At 55.7% G+C, this 20,690-nt stretch carries 18 protein-coding genes; 10 read left to right on the top strand and 8 right to left on the bottom strand.

Annotated elements, in window-relative coordinates:
- Positions 1-62: 62 nt before the first annotated feature.
- Both ACTG39_RS10675 and ACTG39_RS10670 read left to right on the top strand, forming a co-directional pair.
- Positions 63-1,208, top strand: a complete 1,146-nt coding sequence (locus ACTG39_RS10675; protein WP_439107544.1) for an acyl-CoA dehydrogenase family protein — start codon at positions 63-65, stop codon at positions 1,206-1,208.
- 214 nt (positions 1,209-1,422) lie between these two features.
- On the top strand, positions 1,423-2,997 hold the full coding sequence (locus ACTG39_RS10670; RefSeq protein WP_439107542.1) for an arylsulfatase: 1,575 nt from the start codon (positions 1,423-1,425) through the stop codon (positions 2,995-2,997).
- Positions 2,998-3,094: 97 nt separating this feature from the next.
- On the opposite strand, the gene ACTG39_RS10665 is transcribed toward ACTG39_RS10670, so the two are convergent.
- A complete protein-coding gene (locus tag ACTG39_RS10665; protein WP_439107541.1) occupies positions 3,095-3,739 on the bottom strand; it encodes a hypothetical protein in 645 nt (214 codons plus the stop codon).
- A gap of 207 nt (positions 3,740-3,946) precedes the next feature.
- On the opposite strand from ACTG39_RS10665, the gene ACTG39_RS10660 reads away from it, so the two are divergent.
- The 3 genes from ACTG39_RS10660 (at position 3,947) to lipA (ending at position 7,069) form a co-directional block, all read left to right on the top strand.
- The gene (locus tag ACTG39_RS10660) at positions 3,947-5,380 is read left to right on the top strand and encodes a MipA/OmpV family protein (protein WP_439107540.1); all 1,434 of its coding nucleotides are present in this window, start codon (positions 3,947-3,949) and stop codon (positions 5,378-5,380) included.
- A gap of 47 nt (positions 5,381-5,427) precedes the next feature.
- Positions 5,428-5,994 (top strand): hypothetical protein, encoded by a 567-nt coding sequence (locus tag ACTG39_RS10655; protein WP_439107539.1) that lies wholly within the window; start codon positions 5,428-5,430, stop codon positions 5,992-5,994.
- Between the two features lie 85 nt (positions 5,995-6,079).
- The gene (gene lipA, locus ACTG39_RS10650; RefSeq protein WP_439107550.1) at positions 6,080-7,069 is read left to right on the top strand and encodes a lipoyl synthase; all 990 of its coding nucleotides are present in this window, start codon (positions 6,080-6,082) and stop codon (positions 7,067-7,069) included.
- Between the two features lie 48 nt (positions 7,070-7,117).
- On the opposite strand, the gene ACTG39_RS10645 is transcribed toward lipA, so the two are convergent.
- Positions 7,118-7,837, bottom strand: a complete 720-nt coding sequence (locus ACTG39_RS10645) for a DUF3313 family protein (protein WP_439107537.1) — start codon at positions 7,835-7,837, stop codon at positions 7,118-7,120.
- Positions 7,838-8,006: 169 nt separating this feature from the next.
- Between ACTG39_RS10645 and ACTG39_RS10640 the strand changes: the two genes are divergently transcribed.
- Genes ACTG39_RS10640 through pepN form a run of 5 tightly spaced genes read left to right on the top strand, consistent with a single transcriptional unit; the run spans position 8,007 to position 13,545 of the window.
- Positions 8,007-8,888: an NAD(+) kinase gene (locus ACTG39_RS10640; RefSeq protein WP_439107536.1), complete on the top strand. Its 882-nt coding sequence runs from the start codon at positions 8,007-8,009 to the stop codon at positions 8,886-8,888.
- Positions 8,889-9,737, top strand: a complete 849-nt coding sequence (locus tag ACTG39_RS10635; protein WP_439107535.1) for a rhomboid family intramembrane serine protease — start codon at positions 8,889-8,891, stop codon at positions 9,735-9,737.
- A gap of 37 nt (positions 9,738-9,774) precedes the next feature.
- On the top strand, positions 9,775-10,056 hold the full coding sequence (locus ACTG39_RS10630) for a YeaC family protein (RefSeq protein ID WP_439107534.1): 282 nt from the start codon (positions 9,775-9,777) through the stop codon (positions 10,054-10,056).
- On the top strand, positions 10,053-10,898 hold the full coding sequence (locus ACTG39_RS10625; protein ID WP_439107533.1) for a DUF2797 domain-containing protein: 846 nt from the start codon (positions 10,053-10,055) through the stop codon (positions 10,896-10,898). Before ACTG39_RS10630 ends, ACTG39_RS10625 begins: the two co-directional genes overlap by 4 nt.
- Before the next feature lies 1 nt (position 10,899).
- Positions 10,900-13,545: an aminopeptidase N gene (pepN, locus tag ACTG39_RS10620; RefSeq protein ID WP_439107532.1), complete on the top strand. Its 2,646-nt coding sequence runs from the start codon at positions 10,900-10,902 to the stop codon at positions 13,543-13,545.
- Here the strand turns inward: pepN and ACTG39_RS10615 are convergent.
- The 6 genes from ACTG39_RS10615 to ACTG39_RS10590 are packed head-to-tail and all read right to left on the bottom strand — an operon-like array spanning position 13,534 to position 20,508.
- The gene (locus ACTG39_RS10615) at positions 13,534-15,246 is read right to left on the bottom strand and encodes a BatD family protein (RefSeq protein WP_439107531.1); all 1,713 of its coding nucleotides are present in this window, start codon (positions 15,244-15,246) and stop codon (positions 13,534-13,536) included. The two genes, pepN and ACTG39_RS10615, sit on opposite strands and share 12 nt — an antisense overlap.
- On the bottom strand, positions 15,224-17,059 hold the full coding sequence (locus ACTG39_RS10610) for a VWA domain-containing protein (protein ID WP_439107530.1): 1,836 nt from the start codon (positions 17,057-17,059) through the stop codon (positions 15,224-15,226). The genes ACTG39_RS10615 and ACTG39_RS10610 overlap by 23 nt, the downstream gene beginning before the upstream one ends.
- Positions 17,052-18,101, bottom strand: a complete 1,050-nt coding sequence (locus tag ACTG39_RS10605) for a vWA domain-containing protein (RefSeq protein WP_439107529.1) — start codon at positions 18,099-18,101, stop codon at positions 17,052-17,054. Before ACTG39_RS10605 ends, ACTG39_RS10610 begins: the two co-directional genes overlap by 8 nt.
- On the bottom strand, positions 18,098-18,544 hold the full coding sequence (locus tag ACTG39_RS10600) for a DUF4381 domain-containing protein (RefSeq protein ID WP_439107528.1): 447 nt from the start codon (positions 18,542-18,544) through the stop codon (positions 18,098-18,100). The genes ACTG39_RS10605 and ACTG39_RS10600 overlap by 4 nt, the downstream gene beginning before the upstream one ends.
- Before the next feature lie 13 nt (positions 18,545-18,557).
- Positions 18,558-19,595, bottom strand: coding sequence for a DUF58 domain-containing protein (locus tag ACTG39_RS10595; protein ID WP_439107527.1), 1,038 nt, complete (start codon positions 19,593-19,595; stop codon positions 18,558-18,560).
- Positions 19,552-20,508, bottom strand: coding sequence for an AAA family ATPase (locus ACTG39_RS10590; RefSeq protein WP_439107526.1), 957 nt, complete (start codon positions 20,506-20,508; stop codon positions 19,552-19,554). Before ACTG39_RS10590 ends, ACTG39_RS10595 begins: the two co-directional genes overlap by 44 nt.
- Positions 20,509-20,690 lie beyond the last annotated feature (182 nt).

Genomic DNA, 20,690 nt, shown 5'->3' with positions numbered 1-20,690 from the left:
TAGCTAGATAACGCTGACGTCCCGATGCGGATCCCGAGATTGATGATCAGGAGTGTTAGAGCATGATTCCAAGAACCGTTTTTGAAGAAGAGCACGAGATGTTTCGTGATAGCGTCCGGCGCTTCCTGGAGACTGAAGTCGTGCCTTTTCACGCGCAGTGGGAAAAAGATGGACAGGTGGACCGAGAGTTGTGGCGTAAAGCGGGAGAGCAGGGCTATCTGGTGCCGCAAGCGCCTGAGATTTACGGGGGCGCTGAGGCGGACTTTCGCTATAACGCAATTATTGACGAGGAAGTGTCTCGCTCAGGCTGCACGGGTCTTGGCTGGGGGGTGCACAGTGACATCGTCGTACCGTATCTCATGCGTTATGGAACTGCTGAGCAAAAAGACAAATACATTGCTCCTTGCGTGCGCGGAAACATCGTAACCGCCATCGCCATGACCGAACCGGGCACAGGCTCTGACCTGCAGGGCATCCGCACTAGCGCGGTCGCCGATGGGGACGACTATGTGATCAACGGCTCAAAGACCTTTATTACCAACGGGCAGCATGCCGATCTCGTGGTCGTGGTTTGCAAAACTGATCCCGATGCTGGTGCGGCGGGTACCAGCCTGATCTTGGTAGAAGCTGACCGAGCAGGCTTTGAAAAGGGTCGAAATCTCGACAAAGTAGGGATGAAGGCGCAGGACACGTCAGAGCTGTTTTTTAGTGATGTCCGCGTACCCAAAGAAAACCTGTTGGGTGACGAAGGTAAAGGCTTCATCTACCTTATGCAGGAGTTGCCTCAAGAGCGTCTGTCTATCGGCATTATGGCGATGGCGGCATCGCGTGTTTGTCTCGACCAAACTATTGAGTACGTAAAAGAGCGCAAGGCCTTTGGAGAGCCCCTCGCCGCACTGCAAAACACCCAGTTTAAGTTGGCCGAACTGGACACCGAGCTCACCAGCGCCCAGGTTTTCATGGATCGTTGCCTGGAGCTTCTGGTGCAGGGAGACCTGGATACGGTAACGGCCTCAAAGGCCAAGCTACTAGGGTCGGAACTCCAGTGCCGCATTGTTGACGAGTGCGTTCAACTGCACGGTGGTTATGGATACATGTGGGAATATCCCGTGGCCAGGGCTTTTGCTGATTCCAGGGTTCAGCGTATCTACGGGGGAACCAGCGAAGTGATGAAACTGATTATCGGCCGTTCACTGATTGCTGATTGAGCCACGGGCATGTGCGACTAAAGATTGGCGTGTTCTGTGACGCAATCAGCAGGGAGTGCAGGCCAGTTCTTGGTCTACTTGTGATCGCTTTGAACACCGATATACTCAGAACCGCCGGTTTAATGCTATGGGAGCTCCTGTGGAGTCGGCTCAAGAGGTGCCTGTTGCTTCAGGCACAGCGGTCTAGTTAATTTAACAGCAAGAGAACATCACTATGATAAACCTGAAGAGCTTAGCCATAGCATCCTTGGCGGCAACGACTTGGGTATTCAGTGCAGCGTCCGGCGCGGCTGACAAACCTAATATACTCGTGCTGTGGGGCGACGATGTGGGTGTTTGGAACACCAGCGCTTACAACCGCGGTGGCATGGGTTATAAAACGCCCAATATCGATTCCATCGCCGATGAAGGCGCACTGTTTACTGACATGTACGCACAGCAATCCTGCACCGCAGGTCGCGCATCATTCATCCTTGGTCAGCAGCCCTTTAGAACAGGCCTATTGACCATTGGTATGCCGGGCAGCGATCAGGGGATTCCCGATTGGGCGCCCACGATTGCCGATCTTCTCAAGGAGCAGGGCTACAAAACCGGCCAGTTCGGTAAGAACCACTTGGGTGATCAGGACAAGCACCTGCCCACCAATCACGGCTTTGATGAGTTCTTTGGCAACCTGTACCACCTGAACGCAGAGGAAGAGCCCGAGACCTATTACTACCCCAAGGATCCTGCCTTCCACGAGAAGTTTGGTCCTCGCGGCGTCCTGCACTCCTATGCGGATGGCAAGATCGAGGACACCGGCCCATTGACGCGCAAGCGTATGGAAACGGTAGATCAGGAATTCGGCGGTGCGGCTAAAAAGTTTATGGCGGCGGCGGTAAACGAGGATAAGCCTTTCTTCGTGTGGATGAACTTCACTCGCATGCATGTCTGGACGCATCTTCAGGAAAAGTATCGCGGCAAGACAGGCATCAGCCTTTACGCAGATGGTATGGCCGAGTTGGACGACATGGTCGGTAGTTTTCTGGAGGAGCTTGAGACCCTCGGTGTAGACGACAACACGATTGTGATCTTCTCGACTGACAACGGTGCTGAGAAGTTCACCTGGCCTGATGGCGGTGCGTCACCTTACCGCGGTGAGAAAGGCACGACCTGGGAGGGCGGCATGCGCGTACCTCAAATGGTTAAGTGGCCGGGCACTATCAAACCAGGAACAATCTACAACGACATCATGAGTCAGGAAGACTGGATGCCAACCTTGTTGGCTGCCGCAGGGGTGCCTGATGTGAAAGAGCAGCTCGCGTCCAAGGGCGGTATGCGAGCGAACGGCAAAAAGTTCCGCGTGCATCTGGATGGCTATAACTTCAAGCCTTACTTTGAGGGTGCAGAAGAAAAAGGTCCGCGGCGCGAAATTATGTATTTTGCTGCCAGCGGTATGCTGAACGCGCTTCGCGTGGATGATTGGAAGGTTGCTTTTGCCATCGAGCGCGGGCCTATCAATGAAGCTTATCGTGAGACCCCGGCCTGGCCTGTGATCACGAACCTTCGCGCAGATCCCTTTGAGAGCGCTTATTCAGAATCAGGCATGTACGTTCGCTGGTATGCCGACAACATGTGGCTCATGGTGCCTGCACAGGGCTTTGTTCAGCGGTTTTTTGCAACCATTGCAGATTACCCCTTTCAGGCCGGTGGATCTCTGAGTGCCAGTAACATCGGCTACGGAACCCTCGAACGTCAGAAGGCTTTGGGTAGCTTGCAAAGACTAATGGATCTGTCGATCCAGAACTAAGTGCCAGTAGTGTTCACGGAAGCCCGGGCGAGAACGATCGCTCGGGCTTTTTTGTGTCCCAGCTATGGTCTTTGGGAACCCGTACCGTGGGCGCTGTTTAGTCCAACAGCCCCTGATCCTTTAGATTCCCGATAAGTGATCCGATTACGTCGTGGCGCAGCTTGTCAGTGGATCCGGCTTTGATGGTATCCGATACCGCCTGCCACATATGCTCCTGAGTGTCGGTAACGTAGAGATCAGCGATCACCTCATGAGTGGTGTTCGAGGTGTAGACCGGTTGTTGATAGGCCACTTCGTAGGCATGACCGTAGTAGCCGGGAAAACCCCCATAGTAGCCCGCGCCATACATGGGGGTAACGCCGTAATATATGGTCCCCGGGTGATAAATTTCTTCGGAACTGGCGCCGATATAGCGAGTCACTAAAATGGTGTCCAGCTTACTCTGCGCCGCTGATGCCATTACGTCTTCTGCGGTCAGTTCGCCTTTCGGTAAAATGCTATGCGCTGCAACAGCGTTTACGCCGTATCCCTTGAGGGCTTTGACAAACATGTTCTCAAAAACAATTTGGTTGTCACGGTCCTGGGCAACGCCAATCACCAGCACGCCGTCCAAATCCAGCTTGCGTAAAAGCGGATCGACGTAGGAGTGGGTTATCGTCGAGTTCGTGGAGCAGGCCGCGAACAATGATGCCAATACGCCGATGGCAAGCGGTCGAAACATTCGGATTAAGTAGTGAGACACAGGCAGTTACCTTGGTAATTGTCCCGCAAGGATACCGCTAATTAGTCTGGTTTCCCTCTATAATCACCGCGCCCGCCACGCTCTCTGAATTTGGCAGCGAGTTTGTTCGACCGTATAGCATGGGTAACGGTTAATCGGGTCATGAGCTTGTGGTAAAAAATCGGCGGACCCAGGTCTCGAATTCAACTCTTTAATGACTACGTTTCAATGACATACCGTTTGGCAGCCCCTTGGCTAATCGCTGCGCTGACTCTTTTGCCGTCGCTCACAGCTTATGCTTTAGGTGATTTACGAAGTCTTGATCCCGAGGATCGAAGCGGGGAATGGTCTTTTGGCTTTGCCTATATCCTCGAGGACAACATTTACGAAGGGGGCGAGTCCGACAACACTGACCTAGTGCCGCTTTTCACTTACAGCGGTAAGCACTTTTTTCTCGATAGTACGGACCTCGGATGGCACGCGGTTGATAACTCCAAGTGGCAGCTCGATGTCTTTGGGAGCTACTTTATTCAGGGCTATAACGACCATTCCTTCTTTAGTGAGTCAGGCTCGGTGCGGCCCCCAGAGGACCCGCTCAAAGGGTTGGTGCGGAAAAACACCGTAGAGGCAGGGGTGGAGCTTACTCGCAAAACGAATCTTGGACGATTTGGCATACAGCTTCGCCAAGATGCGCATGGCGTACACGATGGCGGCGAGCTCCGTGGTCGCTGGGCAAAAGTGTTTCGCGGCAGCAACTGGCAGCTGGAGCCCTGGGCAGAATACAGCTGGCTGTCGCAGGATAAGGCAGACTACTACTTCGGCGTGCTTGACGATGAATCTACGGCGATAAGACCCGCTTATGAAGTGGAAGAAGCCAGCTCCTGGGCCCTGGGGCTCGCTGGGCGATACTCCGCGTGGAGCAATCACCAGCTCAACGTCAATCTCGCTTATCGGGCTTACAGCGATGAGGTTGCCGAAAGCCCCATCGTTGCCAGCGATAATGGTGTGAGCCTGCAGCTCGGCTATCGCTACGAGTTTGGTGGCGATAAACGTACCGCGGATGATGGAGTCGACTTCAATTTTTTAACCAATAATGCAAGGCCCACCTCGGTGAGAGCGGCTTACGGCTGCACTACGGAGACTAAGTTTGTAGAGATTCTACAGGGTGATATCAATTGCGCGGACCTGGATACGGACTTAGCCAGTCTGTTTGTGAGTCGCCAGCTTGCAGAGCGAATGGTGACCTTACCCATCGAAGGCTGGGTTCAGCTGGGGGTGGGGAGACGCTTTGAGAGTGATTACCAGGGCGATTTTTGGGAGGGTGTTTTCGCCTTTAAGGCGATGTTCAGGCAGTTTCCCTGGTCGGATAGCGTAGAGACGCGGGTGGGCTTCTCTAATGGGGTGTCTTATACAGGCCGCATCCCTGCGCTAGAACAGGACAAAGCGGAGCGCAAGAATCGACGTGAGAGCCACTTACTGCATTATCTGGAGTTCAGTCTCGACCTGTCCGTAGGCGACGTGTTCGGGGTCGACAGTATGCGGAATCTTTTTGCGGGTTTTTATGTTCACCATCGGTCTGGAATTTTTGCGAGCTCAAATTATTACAAGAACGTTGATGGTGGCTCGAACTCCAATATGCTCTATCTTGAGTGGGAATTTTAAAGATTTTTAAAATATGAATATAAACAATGTCTTATAAATTTATATTAATGTTATTTGTTACGTCATTTTTGACAGTGCCACTGGCCCAGGCGCAACGCGCAGGACAATCCATTACGGTTCAATACGGTGTGGTAACTGCCGGGAAACAGGTAGACCTGAATTCAGGTGCTGTACCGAAAGGCGCTGTAGTAGGTGGAGCGCTGGGGCTCGCCTCTGCACGCGGCAAGAAATCAAGTAAGAGAACGCGTAACGCGATCATCGGTGCAGTTGCGGGGAGTGCTGTGGCCGGGTCCGCTCAGGGCGATACTCGCGGCATGGTTTACAGCGTGGCGCTGACTGGTTCAGCGGGAGAGATGCAGGTTGTGACTGATCAGCGTGAAATACGCATTGGTGACTGCGTCGCGGTAGAGCGAGCGGGGGAGACGGCCAATCTTCGCCGAGTGAGCGATGGTTTCTGTGACGTCGCTAACGCGCAGGCCGTCGAAGAACTGGCCGAGGAGAGTATCGAAGAGGCGAGCGAATGTGAGATGGCGAAAAGCGCCGTAGTCAACGCGAGCACTATCGCAGAGGCAGAGCTTGCGGCGGTTAAAATGCGTCTGCTGTGTGACGATTAACGCGCGAGCGCAATACGCGACATGCCCTACAGATCGGTAGGCTCCTTAGGGCTATAATTCGCAGGTGTTTTAGTGGATGGCAGATATGAGCGGTAGCTCCAGAATTCCAGTGGTGGACGTATCTAGCGGTGAGAAATACGTTAACGATCGCGGGATGTCAGTGATTAAGGATGGCATCAAGGCTAGTGCCGGAGGCGGTGCTCGCTTGCCCAAGCCCAAGTGGTTGCGGGCAAGAATCCACGGCGGTGAAACCTACGAGCAGGTGAAAAGCATCGTGCATGAGCACCGCTTGGCGACGGTGTGTGAAGAAGCCAAGTGTCCGAATATGAGCGAGTGCTGGAGTGCCGGCACCGCGACCATCATGCTCATGGGTGATGTGTGTACGCGCGCTTGCCGCTTTTGCGCGGTGAATACGGGCAATCCTAAGGGGTGGCTTGATTCGGAAGAGGCCGAGAATACCGCTCGATCGGTGCAGTTGATGGGTCTTAAGTATGTCGTTTTGACCTCAGTGAATCGTGACGACCTCGACGATGGTGGTGCAGGGCACTATGCAGCCTGCGTCCGTCGCGTGAAAGAGGTCAACGCCGATACCGCCGTTGAAGCCTTGACGCCGGACTTCCTGGGCAAGTTGTCCGACGTCGAAACGGTGGTGGACAGTGGTATTGAGGTGTTTGCGCAGAACGTCGAAACAGTGCGCCGCCTGACGCACCCCGTTCGTGATCCGCGGGCGGGATACGAGCAAACGCTGAATGTACTCGCTCACGCCAAGGCGTATAGACCCGATGTGTTGACCAAGACTTCTTTAATGCTGGGTCTCGGCGAAACCGAGGCGGAGATTCGAGAGGCGCTGGAGGATCTGCGTGCCGCCAGTGTGGATATCGTCACCTTTGGACAGTATCTACAGCCCACCGCCCATCATTACCCCATAGAGCGTTATGTCACGCCTGAGGAATTTGCTAACTACCGTGATTGGGGCTTGGAGATGGGGTTTCTGGAGGTGGTATCCGGCGTTCTGGTGAGGTCGAGTTACCGGGCAGAGCAGGTGTTGGAAAAGAACAACGTCGGCTTGGTCTAGAACAATAAACGGAGCCGAAGCTCCGTTTATTTTTTACACAGTATCTACCTACTCGGTGTTACCACGCGCTTGCAGAGCTAACAGACCGTCATGAATCTGTACCGCCCAGCTGGTAAAGTTACGTCGTACCTCCGCCATGTTGCTTACGCTGTTGTTCACGCCCCACATGCTGGAGTTCACGCTGCTGCGGCGGTCTTTGATAATCGCCAGAGGCTCTCCGCTATCGCCGTCTGCCAGCATGATAGCAATAGACATGCTGCCACTGCCCTCGGTGATGACCGTGCTACGGGTGGTGGCACGGGACATTTGATCATCTTTGGGGCCTGAGGGCGCTATCTGCGTGATCATCGCTTCGAGCTTGATAACGTCATCACCACCTTGATCAGCGATTTCGAACGCGCCACCGTCGGTCAATGCTTTGGTCATGGCCTCTGCAAAAGCGCTTTGGAGCTTCTGTCGGTCGCTTTCGGTGAGCTCCCATTCACGGTTGTATCGATTCACCATACTGTTGCTAGTATTCGGCTGTATGATTTCTACGTTGTCTACGTCCAGGGGCTCAATGAAAACCTTGGCGTAACGAGCATAATCAGCGGTAGGATCCACATAGGCTAGATCGGTTCTTGAGTTATCGACTTTTGCCAGCCCACCCATAATGGTTTCAGCATCGTCTCCCATCTGAATCGTGGGCTGCTCTGCGCAGGCGGCTAACACTGCCAGTGGTAACAGAACCACCGCCAGAGCCTTCGGTAATTTGTAAAGTGATTGCATAGGTATAAAAGCTGTCCTTTGATTTCCAGAAGCCGTAAAACGTCGCTTTCAAAAGCCGGAGTAGTTTGCCACGGTGGCGCCACAGTGCAACCGTAGAGCACGGTAATTGAGCGATGTTCCCCACCGGCCTGGCTGGGTATACTGATTTTTTTTAGAACGAGTATGTTGGATGTCCGAAGCATTTTCCCGCGTCGGAGTGGTGGGTCGAAGTCGCCAGGATGGTATCGAGACGGTACTGGATGAGCTGATGACAGCGCTGCGCTTGGCGGGCGCTGAGCTGCTACTGGAGGATCGTTTCGCCGATCTCACAAGCGAAGGTTGCGAAACCCATGCGCGGGAGCGCATAGGTGAACAGGCTGACTTGATAATTGTGCTCGGTGGCGATGGTTCAATGCTCAGTGCCGCGCGAGAAATGCTGCAGCACGGCAAGCCTATGTTGGGCGTGAATCGCGGAAGACTGGGCTTTCTCACGGATATCAGCCCCGATCGCGTGAGCGAGCAGATTGCCGCGGTTATGCGTGGTGACTTTAGTAGTGAAGAGCGATTTCTTCTCGATGTGACTGTGGTCCGTGATGGAAAGACCGTGGCCGAGGGTGATGCGCTCAACGACGTGGTGGTGAACTCTGGAACCTCCGCCCAGATGATTGAGGTTGAGCTTTACATCGATGACGAATTCGTTAATCGCCAACGCGCTGATGGATTAATCGTGTCGACTCCGACAGGGTCTACGGCGTATTCATTGTCTGGCGGCGGGCCTATTATGCATCCGGCTTTGGATGCACTGTTGGTCCTGCCGATGTTTCCCCATGCCTTATCGAGTCGGCCCATCGTTATCCGCGGTGACAGCCAGATTCGCATCGATGTTTTAGGGCGCAACCGTATCCATCCTCCGGTTACTTGCGACGGCCAGGTGAACATGACTGCACGTCCGGGAGACTCGGTTCTCCTGCGTCGAAACCCCGCCGTGCTAACACTGCTGCATCCTCCTGGACACAGCTTTTATGCAAGCTGCCGGGATAAGCTGCGCTGGAGCGGTGCGCTGGTAGACTAGATGTCCGAGCTTCTTTATCGCGGTGCTCTGGATGAGGACCTTCGACCCCTGAGTGCGCTGCTTTGGCAGCAGAAAATTGCCCATCGTATTGTCGAAGAGGACGGCACTCAGGTCGTCATCCTCGCTGCATCCAACGAACACAACCGTGCCCAGGATCTCCTCAAACGTTGGCAGAGTGGGGAGCTTCGGGTCACGCTTCGACAAGTTGCGCCTGCCAAAAAGCGCACATCCCCACTCCCTGAGCTACTCCGCACTGCGCCGGTCACACTGGTGTTGATAGCGTTCAGCATTTGCGGATTTTTACTCATTTATCTCAATGCCCCTATCGGCTGGGTGGCGTTACTGACTTATGAGCCCTTTACTCTGGTAAGCGGTCGTCCTGTGTTTAGCTCCTCGCCGGGGCAGTTCTGGCGATTGCTTACACCGGCGTTTTTGCATTTTGGACTGATGCATATTGTCTTTAACAGTCTTTGGTGCTGGGAGCTTGGGCGTCGTATCGAAGGAGCACTGGGTAGTCTAAATCTGGCGGGATTGTTTATTGCGACGGCGGCCTTATCCAATTTTGCGCAGCATAGCGTTTCTGGCCCTGTGCTCTTCGGGGGCTTATCCGGGGTTGTCTACGCGTTCCTCGGCTTTGCCTGGGTCGCCGGCCGGATCAATCCTCACTGGCGTTCTCTGGTGCCGGCGACGTCGATCATGTTGTTTATGGTTGGCTGGCTGGTTATCTGCATTCTTGGGGTGGTCGATGTCCTTGGTTTCTCTGTGGCCAATGCCGCGCATGTGGGCGGTCTCTTGAGCGGCGCGGCGATTGGTGGCGTCTTTGCTGCGGCTTACAGGAATCGGGGCTGAGTTTGCGTATAATCTCGCCTCTTTTTAGGGAGGCGGCATGGATTATCAGTCACTTATCGACACGCTGACCCCGGACGTCATCGCTCGATTGCGTCAAGGTATCGAGACCGGGCGCTGGCCCGACGGGCGGCCAGTCACGCCGGAGCAACGGGAGCATAGCCTTCAAGCGGTGATTGCCTGGGAGCAGCAACACATCCCTGAAGCCGAACGCGTGGGTTACATCGACAAAGGGCGAAAGGCGGCTGAGGCGAACAAGTCCGACAAAGATAAAGAGCAGCAGTTGCGCTGGGTGAGCCAAAGCGAGGATGACGATCAATGAGTAGCCTTCTGGGAGAGGGCGGCATCAGGAAGATGCAGACCTCCCTAATCGACAGCGCGGTGGACTATGCCTTGCCTATGGGCGACAGCAGTGTGCCGCTTAATGCCTTACTCGGGCAGTCGATATCCTTAAGTTTTTTAGGCGCGATTCATTGTGTGAACTGCGGCCGAAAAACCAAAAAAAGTTTTAATCAGGGTTACTGCTACCCCTGTTTTCAGCGCCTGGCGCAGTGTGACAGTTGCATCATGAGTCCTCAGAAGTGCCATTACGCTGCGGGAACCTGTCGCGAACCCGAATGGGGTGACGCAAACTGTATGGTCGACCACTTCGTCTATCTTGCGAATACCTCCGGCTTAAAAGTCGGTATTACCCGAGGCACTCAGGTCCCAACTCGCTGGATAGATCAGGGAGCGACTCAGGCGCTGCCCGCATTTCGTGTAGCCAGCCGTCTGGATTCCGGCCTTGTAGAAGTGGCTTTCGCCGCTCATGTGGCCGATAAAACGGCCTGGCAGCGAATGCTTAAAGGTGCGAATGATCCCATGGATCTTCCCGCGGAAAGAGCGCGTTTGTCCGAGATCTGTGCAGACGTTATCGAAGAGCTCAGACAGTCTCGGGGGCTCGACGCTATAACAGCGCTGGAGACCGAAGACGTCACGCACATCGAGTATCCGGTCTTAGAGTATCCCACCAAGGTTAAGTCCATGACCTTCGATAAGTTGCCCGAGGTTTCGGGAACTCTCATGGGTATTAAGGCGCAATACCTGATCCTGGATACCGGGGTCATCAACATGCGGCGTCATACTGGCTACGAGATCGCGCTATCCCAGACAACGGAGAACTGATATGCGCGATGCGCAGCCCAAAACCATTTTTCTCAGCGAGTACCAAGCGCCCGCCTACAGTATTGATCGTACGGAACTGCACTTCGAGCTCTTCGATGATTACAGTCTTGTGCATGCTCGACTGCACTTCAGCCGAGCGGCCGGTACGCCGGACGATGCGAAGCTGGAGCTCAACGGACAAGAGCTGGAACTTTCGGCATTAGCACTGGATGGTAAGCCTGTTGATGCGGCCAACTATGAGCTGAGTGACGACTTTCTCATTGTCGCACAGCTGCCTGCCACCGGGATTCTAGAGACAACGGCGCGGATTTATCCGCAATCAAATAGCTCTCTTGAGGGCTTGTATCGATCACGAGGTTTGTTTTGCACCCAGTGTGAAGCAGAGGGATTTCGCAAGATCACCTGGTTTCCGGATCGCCCCGATGTGATGTCGACTTACCGTGTCACCATCGATGCGGATGCTAAGCAGTGCCCGGAGCTTCTGAGTAACGGAAACCTTGTGCAAAGCGAAGCCCTGGATGATGGTCGTCATCGTGCGGTCTGGGAAGATCCTCATCCCAAGCCCAGCTATTTGTTTGCTCTGGTTGCGGGTGATCTGGCGCGGGTAGAAGACAGCTTTACTACGATGAGCGGTCGCGAGGTGCGACTGATCATTCTTGTCGAAGAGAAAGATCTGGATAAGTGCGACCATGCCATGGATTCACTAAAGCGGTCTATGCGCTGGGATGAAGAGCGCTTTGGTCGTGAATACGATCTGGATGTGTTCCATATTGTGGCAGTTGATGATTTCAATATGGGCGCCATGGAGAACAAGAGCCTCAATGTATTCAACACTTCCTGCGTGCTCGCTGCCCCTGATACAACGACTGATGCTGGGTATCAGCGTATCGAGAGCATTGTTGCCCACGAGTATTTTCACAACTGGTCTGGCAACCGTGTCACCTGCAGGGACTGGTTTCAATTAAGCCTGAAAGAGGGTTTTACGGTCTTTAGAGACGCTGAGTTTTCTGCGGATATGGGGTCGCGTTCTCTAAAACGAGTCGAAGATGCGATGACCATGCGCACGCTGCAGTTCGCCGAGGATGCCGGCCCTATGGCGCACCCGGTTCGGCCCGCGTCCTTCATTGAGATTTCTAACTTCTATACTTTGACGGTCTATGAAAAAGGCGCCGAAGTGGTGCGCATGATTCAGACCCTTATTGGAAAGGATAACTTCCGGCGGGGCAGCGATCTGTATTTTCAGCGGCACGACGGACAGGCGGTAACCTGTGATGACTTTGTGTCTGCCATGGAGGATGCGTCCGGTGCTGATCTTTCAGATTTTAAGCGTTGGTATTCTCAAGCAGGGACTCCGGAGCTGAAGATTAGGGATAGCTGGGATGAGGATCAGAGTGTCTATACGCTGAGCATAGCGCAGCAAACGCCGCCAACACCGGGGCAGGCAAAGAAGGCCCCCTTGGTAATACCTCTCGCCATGGGGCTTCTGGGAGAGGCTGGAAATCTGCGCTTAACGCTTGAGAAAGAGTCGCCAGATGTAGAAAGCGAAGACAATACGCACCGCACTCTCATTGTCGATAAGCCTTCCCAGGAGTTTCGCTTCACAGAGCTACCCGAGCGTCCTACGCCATCGCTGCTACGGGGATTCTCTGCGCCCGTGCGTGTGGACTATCCCTACACACGGGAGCAGTTGCTCAATCTGGTCAGCCGCGACGATGATGAGTTTGTGCGCTGGGATGCGATGCAGCAGCTGATGGTGTCTGCATTACATGATCTTCAGAACGACATCGCTATTAGCGCTCTTGATCCCATACTTGAGTCGGCGGTGACAGCGATATGCAGTCAATCCATGGATCCGGCGGTACAGGCGGATATGCTTCGTCTGCCCTCGGAAACTACGCTTACGGAGCTTGCAAGTCATAACGGCAAGGCAGACGTCCATGGCATTTTTCGAGCGCGCGAGAGCCTTAGACGGTCCCTCGCGCTAGTGTTCCAGGATCGCTGGGAATCACTTTTTGTGTCGCAACGAGTGGATGCATCTTACTCGGCGACAGGAAATCAGATTGGGTCGCGTGCCTTGGCGAACGTTGCGCTTGATTACCTGGCTACGGCAGGTGACGAGGGTGTGATGCGCGCTGCGGACTACTATTTCGCTGCAGATAATCTTACCAACCGTTTGGTCTCCTTGCGCGCTGTGTTGCGCGAAGGCGAGGAGACTCTTGGCGAGGAGTTACTTGCGGACTTCTATGAGCGTTTTGCAGGAGAAGCCCTGGCCATGAACCACTGGCTCTCTGTGCAAGCCGAAAACACCAGTGGGGATGCCGTCAGTCGCATCCGTACACTGATGTCGCACCCTGCTTACGATAGCCGCAACCCCAATAAAATCCGCTCGTTGATTGGCGGATTTGCCAATGGCAATGCGGTGCAGTTTCACCGAGCAGATGGTGAAGGCTACAGGCTGTTAGGGGAGGTTGTGGAGTCTCTCAATGAGCAAAACCCGCAGATCGCCTCGCGCTTGTTAACGCCCCTTACCCGTTGGAACAACTACGCAGAAGGCGCCGAACTTATGCGAGCAGAGCTTGTGCGACTCTCAGAGTTGTCGTCGTTGTCACCCGACGTATACGAGGTCGTGAGCAAATCACTGGCTTAGGTAGAGCTCTGGAAGTGCGCTTTTTGGCGGGCGCTGTTTGCTCGCCTTGGGCAGTGCACGTATGGCATCTGCCAGGGCGCTTCCGTCCCAATGATTTGGGGTCTCGACGCCTGTTGATTCATCGCCGGCGGTCCTGTCCTCGCCGCGATAGAGGCAGCGTTCAAGCTCCTGAACCGCTTGTGTGAGAGCAGGAGAGTTTTGCGCCAGTAGCCAGTCTTCCATGGGAGCGCTATGCCCCTGTTCGTGGAGCCAGGCTCGCAGAGCCTCCCGGGCGATGGCCGGATTGTTCTCCTTGCAGGCCTCAAAGAGCTTAGGTGACTTTTTGTCTTCGATGACCTGCGGTGCCGCCTGTTGAGGAGGAGAGTGCTGTGAGCGACGCCACCACAGCAGCGAAGTGATTAACCAGCCGCTGGCGCAGCCTCCGGCGATCCAGGGCCATACATCCGAAGTACCCGCTAAACCAGCGATACTCGTCGAAACAGAGGTCCCCACCGGTGCTGTGGTGACGCTGCCATCAATATCCAATGGGGTGCTTGGGCTACCGGGGCTTGGTACAACCGTCAGTCGCTGTGCCGGTAGCCTGGCAATTTTCAGGCTGTCGCTCTCGGTGTCCCACCAGGGAATTTCCAGTGCTGGAAGTTCGTAAACGCCATCGCCCACCGCCACGAGTGCGAGACTGTCAGTGCGTATACCCGTGACGCCTCCGTCTCCGTTAACGTTGTTGATCAGGGGCTGATCCGGATAGGCACGAAGTCCGTCGGCGCTATTGCCATCGATGGGCGGAAGCTGCGCGCCCTGAAGACCTTCGCCGGTAATGGTGATTGTTCGGGTGATTGAGTCACCAATACGCAATTGATCAAGGGGGGCTGACCACTGTTCCTCGATGCGCAGATTGGATGACGGTAGCCAGGTTGCTACTGGATAGCTGTCGGGGCGCGGTAGCACGGGAATAACAAGCTCTTCACTTCGGCGCCGCAGCAGGCGGCCTGCGGGACGAGTGTCAAACAATGTTCGGCGTCCCGAAGCAATACGGCCGGAGAAGGTTTGCGCGGGGATTACCAGCTCGCCGCTGGATTCCGGGAAAATGGCATAGCGGATTTCATGCACCAGCCAGGGACGACCATTGATGGTCCGTTGAAAAGAGTTTTGTCCAAGGGTTTCGACATAGGCGTTAGCGATTTCCAGCTCACTGATGCTGCGGGAGTCTAGATTCACCGCTTGCTGTACTCGTAGCGTTAGTAATAACTGCCCTTGTACATACACTTTGGAGCGATCTACTTCGGCTTCGAAGACCACCATCTCATCCGCGGCCTGCATGGTAGGTTCAGGTCCAACGGTTACTGCCAATGCCTCACTGCGTTTTCCGTCTACTTCAAAGGGCGGAATCACCAGAGAGCCTTCTCGCCGGGGTGTTAATTCAAGGGTAAGTTCACGGGTCTGGCTTCGCTCGCCGTTAATTATCCGTGTGCTGATGTTAGAGGAGCGCTGGAGAACCTCAAACAGCTCCTGGAGCCCATCCAGGCTGGCATCACTTGGGTCGCTGTCGTCATCACTGCGAAGGGACAGGCGAACGCTGTCACCCATGGCGATGCTATAGCGGTCCAGGGAGGCCTCCAGAGCAGCCTGCGCCGGGGATACCAATACCGCCAGCAGGCCCATAATCACCCAGAGAAAATGCTTACCAGATTTCTTTTGTGTCACGGCTCTTTCCCTGCTGCTGTCGCTGACGACTTTCAAAACGAAACTTTTCTCTTAACAGACCCGATGGATCATCGGGTACACGACGCAGCCACTGCTGCATCGCCTGGTCCTTCTCCAAGTCTTCCTGCATAGCGCTATTATCGATTTGGGGTTGGGGCATAGGACGCTGTTGCGCCTGTTCCGATTGCTCGCTGTCGCCCTGAGACCCTTGCTCGCTATCCGCGTCTTGCTGGCTTTGCTCCTGGTTGTTATCGGACTGAGACTGATCGCTGGAACCGGGCTGCTGCTCATTCTGCTCACCCGACGGGTCCTGCGGGTTTTGGGACTGCTGATTTTGTTGGCTGTTGTCGCCGTTTTGCTGCTCTTCATTGCCGTCAGAGTCCTGGGGCTGCTGCTGAGAGTCGCCTTGCTGGCTCTGCTGCTCCTGCTGCTGTTTTAGCAGTTCTTCGAGGGTGGCGAGGTTCTTCTGAGCGTCTTCCTGATCGGCCTTGCGTTCGAGAGATTGCTTATAGGCGTCGATCGCAGCCTCAAGTTCACCCTGCGCTGCCAGTGCGTTACCGCGGTTGTACCAGGCGTCGGCGCTGTCTTCATCCCCAAAGGCCTCAGCGGCGGCGGCATAGTTTTCGTCCTTAAATGCTGCAGTCCCGCGCCAGGCCGGATTCTCGAACAGCTCGGCGGCGCGGGCCGAATCACCTGCCTCCAAAGCCCGCTGTCCCCGTTGATCGGCCCGCAGCCATAGATCCTGCCATTCAAAAGCGTGGCTCTTTGGGGCCGGAAAAACCGTGACCATCAGCGGCAATAGATACACCCAGCCTCGTCGGAAGCTGCCCAATGCAATGAGCAGCAGCGGTAAGACCAGCCAGTGGGCCATGTCTTGCCAGCGGTCAGCGCGACGATCGAGGGAGATGGTGTCATCATCGTCTACGATATCCGAGCTTGCCAGTAGCGCTCGCAAATCGCTGTCGTCTACGGTCATGGTGCGATAAGCACCGTTGGTGTCTGCGGCGAGATCCCGAAGCAAATCCTCATCCAGAGCGGGAACGACAATCTCGCCACTCTGGTCTTTCAGAAATCCGCCTCCGGGAAGGGCGATGGGCGCGCCCACCCGGGTTCCAACTCCGAGTATTGCCAGATCCCGAGCTCGTCCCTCGAGTATCGCGCGGAGGCCGCTGACGTCGCGATTCCGGATGCCATCGGTCACCAGCAAAATACGCCCCCGACGAACACCCGCAGAGTCCAGAAGTGCCACGGCTCTCTCTAGGGCGTCCACCGGGTTGGAGCCGGGGAGGGGCATCATCTGTGGCGTTAATGCCGGCAATAAGTTGGCGATTGTGGGATTGTCATCGGTGAGCGGGGCAACGATGTGCGCGTCCCCTGCGTAGGCGATGAGAGCGGTCAGGCCTTCTTTGCGCTCGCGCAGCAAGTCCAGAAGCTTGCGTCGAACTCGATCCTGTCGCGACGGCTGTAGATCTGTAGCGAGCATGGAATAACTGAGATCCAGAACGAGGACGAGCGCGTCCTGCTTTTGAAGAACCGGTTGGGGCAGTTGTTGCCAACTGGGGCCCGCCGCCGCCAGGATTCCGACAACCCAGGCTACAAGCAGCGCGGGTAAACCGCTGCGACTCCGGCGCAGAGATTCGGAGCTGATGAGATGCGTAAGGAGCTCAGGCGCCACGATGCGAGACCAACTGGCTTCCTGGCCGCGTTGCCGCCATAAAAAAATGCCGAGCACTACGCCAGGCAAAAGAAGTAGCAACCACTGCGGGCGCAAAAAGTGGAAGTTGCTCATGATCTCATTCATGATCTCATTCATGAGCAGCACCCTGATGGGGATTGCGCGCCGCAGTGACGGACCGATGCGTCCATAGGTAATTTATTACCAAGGCAAAACTCAGTGCCAGGGCGATGAGTAAAGGCAGCGCCGTAAGAGATTGTTGGGGTCGGTAAAGGGCCTTGTCTATTTCCAGCGGTTCCAACTGTTCCAGCAGGCGATAAACCGTGGCGAGCTCTTCCGGATCCCGGGCGCGGAAGTATTGTCCGCCCGTGCTGGTGGCGATCTCGATGAGGCTGCTTTCATCGAGATCTGCCGAGGGATTCACCGTGCGGGCGCCCAGCGGAGAGCCAAGAAGACCAGGCAAAGTGAGGGAGTCAGCGCCGATACCAATGGTGTATATACGCACGCCCAGATCCGCGGCCAAATTGGCGGCCTCCAGCGGGTCTACCGTACTTGCCGTATCCTGGCCGTCCGTCAACAGAATGAGCACCCGACTGGTGGCGGGTCGCTCCTGTAGGCGTTTTACGGCGAGACCTATGGCATCACCAATGGCTGTTTCCTGCCCCGCAAACCCAATCTGCGATTCCATGAGGAAGCGCTGCACTGTCTGAATATCAAAGCTCAGGGGAGACTGCAGGTAGGCGCGACTGCCAAACAGAATGAGGCCCAGGCGATCGCCGCTGCGACGGGACATGAAGTCGCTACCCAGCTGCTTTACTGCATCGATACGTCGGGCCATACGATTACCGACCTGCATGTCCTCCACGCGCATACTCCCCGAGATGTCGACGGCGAGCATCAGATCGCGTCCGCTATTGGGAAGTTCTATGGCTTCGCCCACCCACAGCGGTCGGGCCGCCGCGCATAACAGACAAAGCCAGATACCCCAGAGGGCAATGGCAGGCACCTTTCTTGCGACGCTGGCTACCGCCTCTTGGTCGGCATCGGCAAGGCTTTGCCAACGCTGAAAGAAAGGGGCTCGCAGCGCCGGACGCTCGACGGTCCGGGGTGGAACAAAGCGCCGAACTAGCCACGGCAGGGGCAGTAGTAGCAGTATCGCTGGCCAGACCAGAGTAATCATTGCGGCCGCTCCAGGTCTTGCAGCCATCGCCGCGTAGCCTGCAGAGCACTGTCGCAATCCTGTCGGTCTATCTGGGCTTGATAGGCGAACTGCGTAAGGCTTGCGTCAAAGAATGCTTCCTTGCTCTTGGTCAGCCCGTTTAAAAACTCAGCCCATTCCTGACCCGTAAGCCCCGCGCAGGCTTTGCGGCCCGCAACGCCGATGGCCACTTTGCGTTGGAGCAATCCAAGTTCGCTGGCCTGTTCGCTATTGCTCAGCTCGGCCTGCTCCAGCGAGGCAAAGGCTTTGCGACCCGCCCTCAGTGGCGCCGCCCGAAGGTGAAAGCGCCAAAGACGATAAAGGCCGTAGCCCATAAGACTCAAAACTACTAAGGCGAGGAGCCACCACCCCGGTGCCAGGGGCCACCAATGCACGGCAGCCGGGTCCCGGAGAGGTTCCAGCATGTTTATGATCGAATCAGGATCCATGCTTGTTTGCAGTCGCTTTAGCTGACGAGGAGCTTGGGCTGGCCGTCTGCGCGCCGTAAATATTGCGTAGTAAGGTCAGGGGCGCCTGGGTCGTATCTGCCCGAAGCATCGGGATACCCAGTCTCTGAAGCTGTTGCTCATAGCCTTCAAGCCGTTGATCGTAGAGCTCGGTAAACCGTTGAGATATACCCGATAAGCCCGTGTCGAGCTCCGCACGCGCCTGGCCATCAGTAACGCTGTAGCGCCCGGCAGGGGGGAGCTGGGATTCCAGAGGATCACTGCAGTGGATGGCGGTAATTTCTACGTGGCGAGCGAGCTGAAACAACTCTTCCCGCGCTGCGTCCTGCTCCGCTCCATCAAAGTCGCTGACGATAAAGACGCTGGATCCCGGGCGGGCGACTCTGCGCACACTGCGGAGCAAGTCACTAAAGCGGTTATCCCCATCGGAGGCTGGATCTTTTACGGGAGGCGTTTCGGCCAGGGCAGATAGCAAAGCCAGTACTGTACGCCGACTGTTTTTGGGGCGCATTTCCCAGTGGTCTCTGTCCCGCATGAGAAGACCGCCCACGCGCTCATTGCTACCCAGTGCGCTCCAGGCAAGGAGGGCTGCCAGCTCTGCCGCAAGCACAATTTTGAAACAGTTTTGCGAACCGAACTGCATAGATGCCCGTTGATCGACCACCAGCAACACCGGCCGCTCTCGTTCTTCGTGGAACATCTTTGTGTGGGCTGAACCCGTTCGTGCAGTAACACGCCAGTCGATGGCACGAATGTCGTCACCCGGCTGGTAACCCCGCACTTCTTCAAACTCGATGCCCCTGCCGCGGAAGTTCGAACGTTGGCCGCCCGAGAGCTGCGCGAGGGCGCGACGGCGCCTGCGAATATCCAGCTGTCGTGCAGGAAACCGCAGTGCCAGCAGTCGAGCTATATCGACGGTTGCGCCTTGCGCAGCTTGTGAGGGATCTAGCGTCAACACCGGTATGTCAGGCCACCGGTACCAATCTGAGTATCTCGTCAATGACTTCATCGCTGCGCACACCTGCAGCTTCAGCCTCAAAGCTTAAGAGCAGTCGGTGCCTGAACACATCTGCAGTTACGGCCTGAACGTCGTCGGGAGAGACAAAGTCACGACCCTGCAGCCAGGCGTGAGCTCGAGCGCAACGATCCAGGGCGATGGTGGCGCGGGGGCTGCCGCCATAGTCGAGCCAATGCGCCAGGTCCTCGCTGTACGGTGCCGGATCCCGGGTGGCAATAACGAGTTGTACGATGTATTCCTCAACGGCAGGAGCCATGTGTAAGGCGAGGGCTTCTTCCCGCGCTTGGAAAACACTTTCCTGGGCAAGTTGGGGCGCTTCTGCGGGGGTGTTTTTGGCAGCCTCGGATCGAGTCAGGCGAAGGATCTCCCGCTCGGCGTCAGCATTCGGGTAGTCGACTTTGACATGCAAAAGAAATCGGTCCAGCTGGGCTTCCGGGAGAGGATAGGTTCCCTCCTGCTCAATAGGGTTTTGTGTCGCCATGACCAGAAACAAACGAGGAAGCGCATAACTCTGACTGCCCACACTGACCTGACGTTCGGCCATGGCCTCGAGTAATGCCGACTGCACCTTTGCGGGAGCACGGTTGATCTCATCGGCAAGTACCAGATTGCTAAACACCGGCCCCTGCTGAAAGTGGAAGCTTGCTTGCTGCGGCCGATAAATCTCCGTGCCCGTCACATCACCCGGCAGAAGATCCGGCGTGAACTGGATGCGGTGAAAATTGCCTTCCAGGGCGTCCCCCAAGGATTTGATCGCGCGAGTCTTTGCAAGCCCCGGCGCGCCCTCGACCAAAAGATGCCCATCCGCCAGCAAGGCAATGAGGAGCCGCTGTACAAGATGGCTCTGGCCAATAATCTGTTGGTCCAGCCACTGTTCCAATTGTCTTAGATCGCTAGAGGTCAAGGTCTCTCCTGTCGGTTTTCAGTCAGCGTAATCAAGTTGATGGCCTGTCTGGCATGCGGCGCACGCAAGAGGGGTGCGATTCTAACGGAGTAAAGCCCGCGGAGCACCTGATCTTCGGGTAATCGACTCATAGTTTGTGGGAAAGTTCCCGTATCGTGCCGCTCAAAGGAGAAGCCTTTGCG

Origin of the sequence: Congregibacter sp. (assembly GCF_965662665.1) — a bacterium.
In the GTDB taxonomy this organism is placed as follows: Bacteria; Pseudomonadota; Gammaproteobacteria; order Pseudomonadales; family Halieaceae; genus Congregibacter.
Note: the sequence above shows the minus strand (reverse complement) of the source record. Positions and strands in the feature narration are given on the sequence as shown.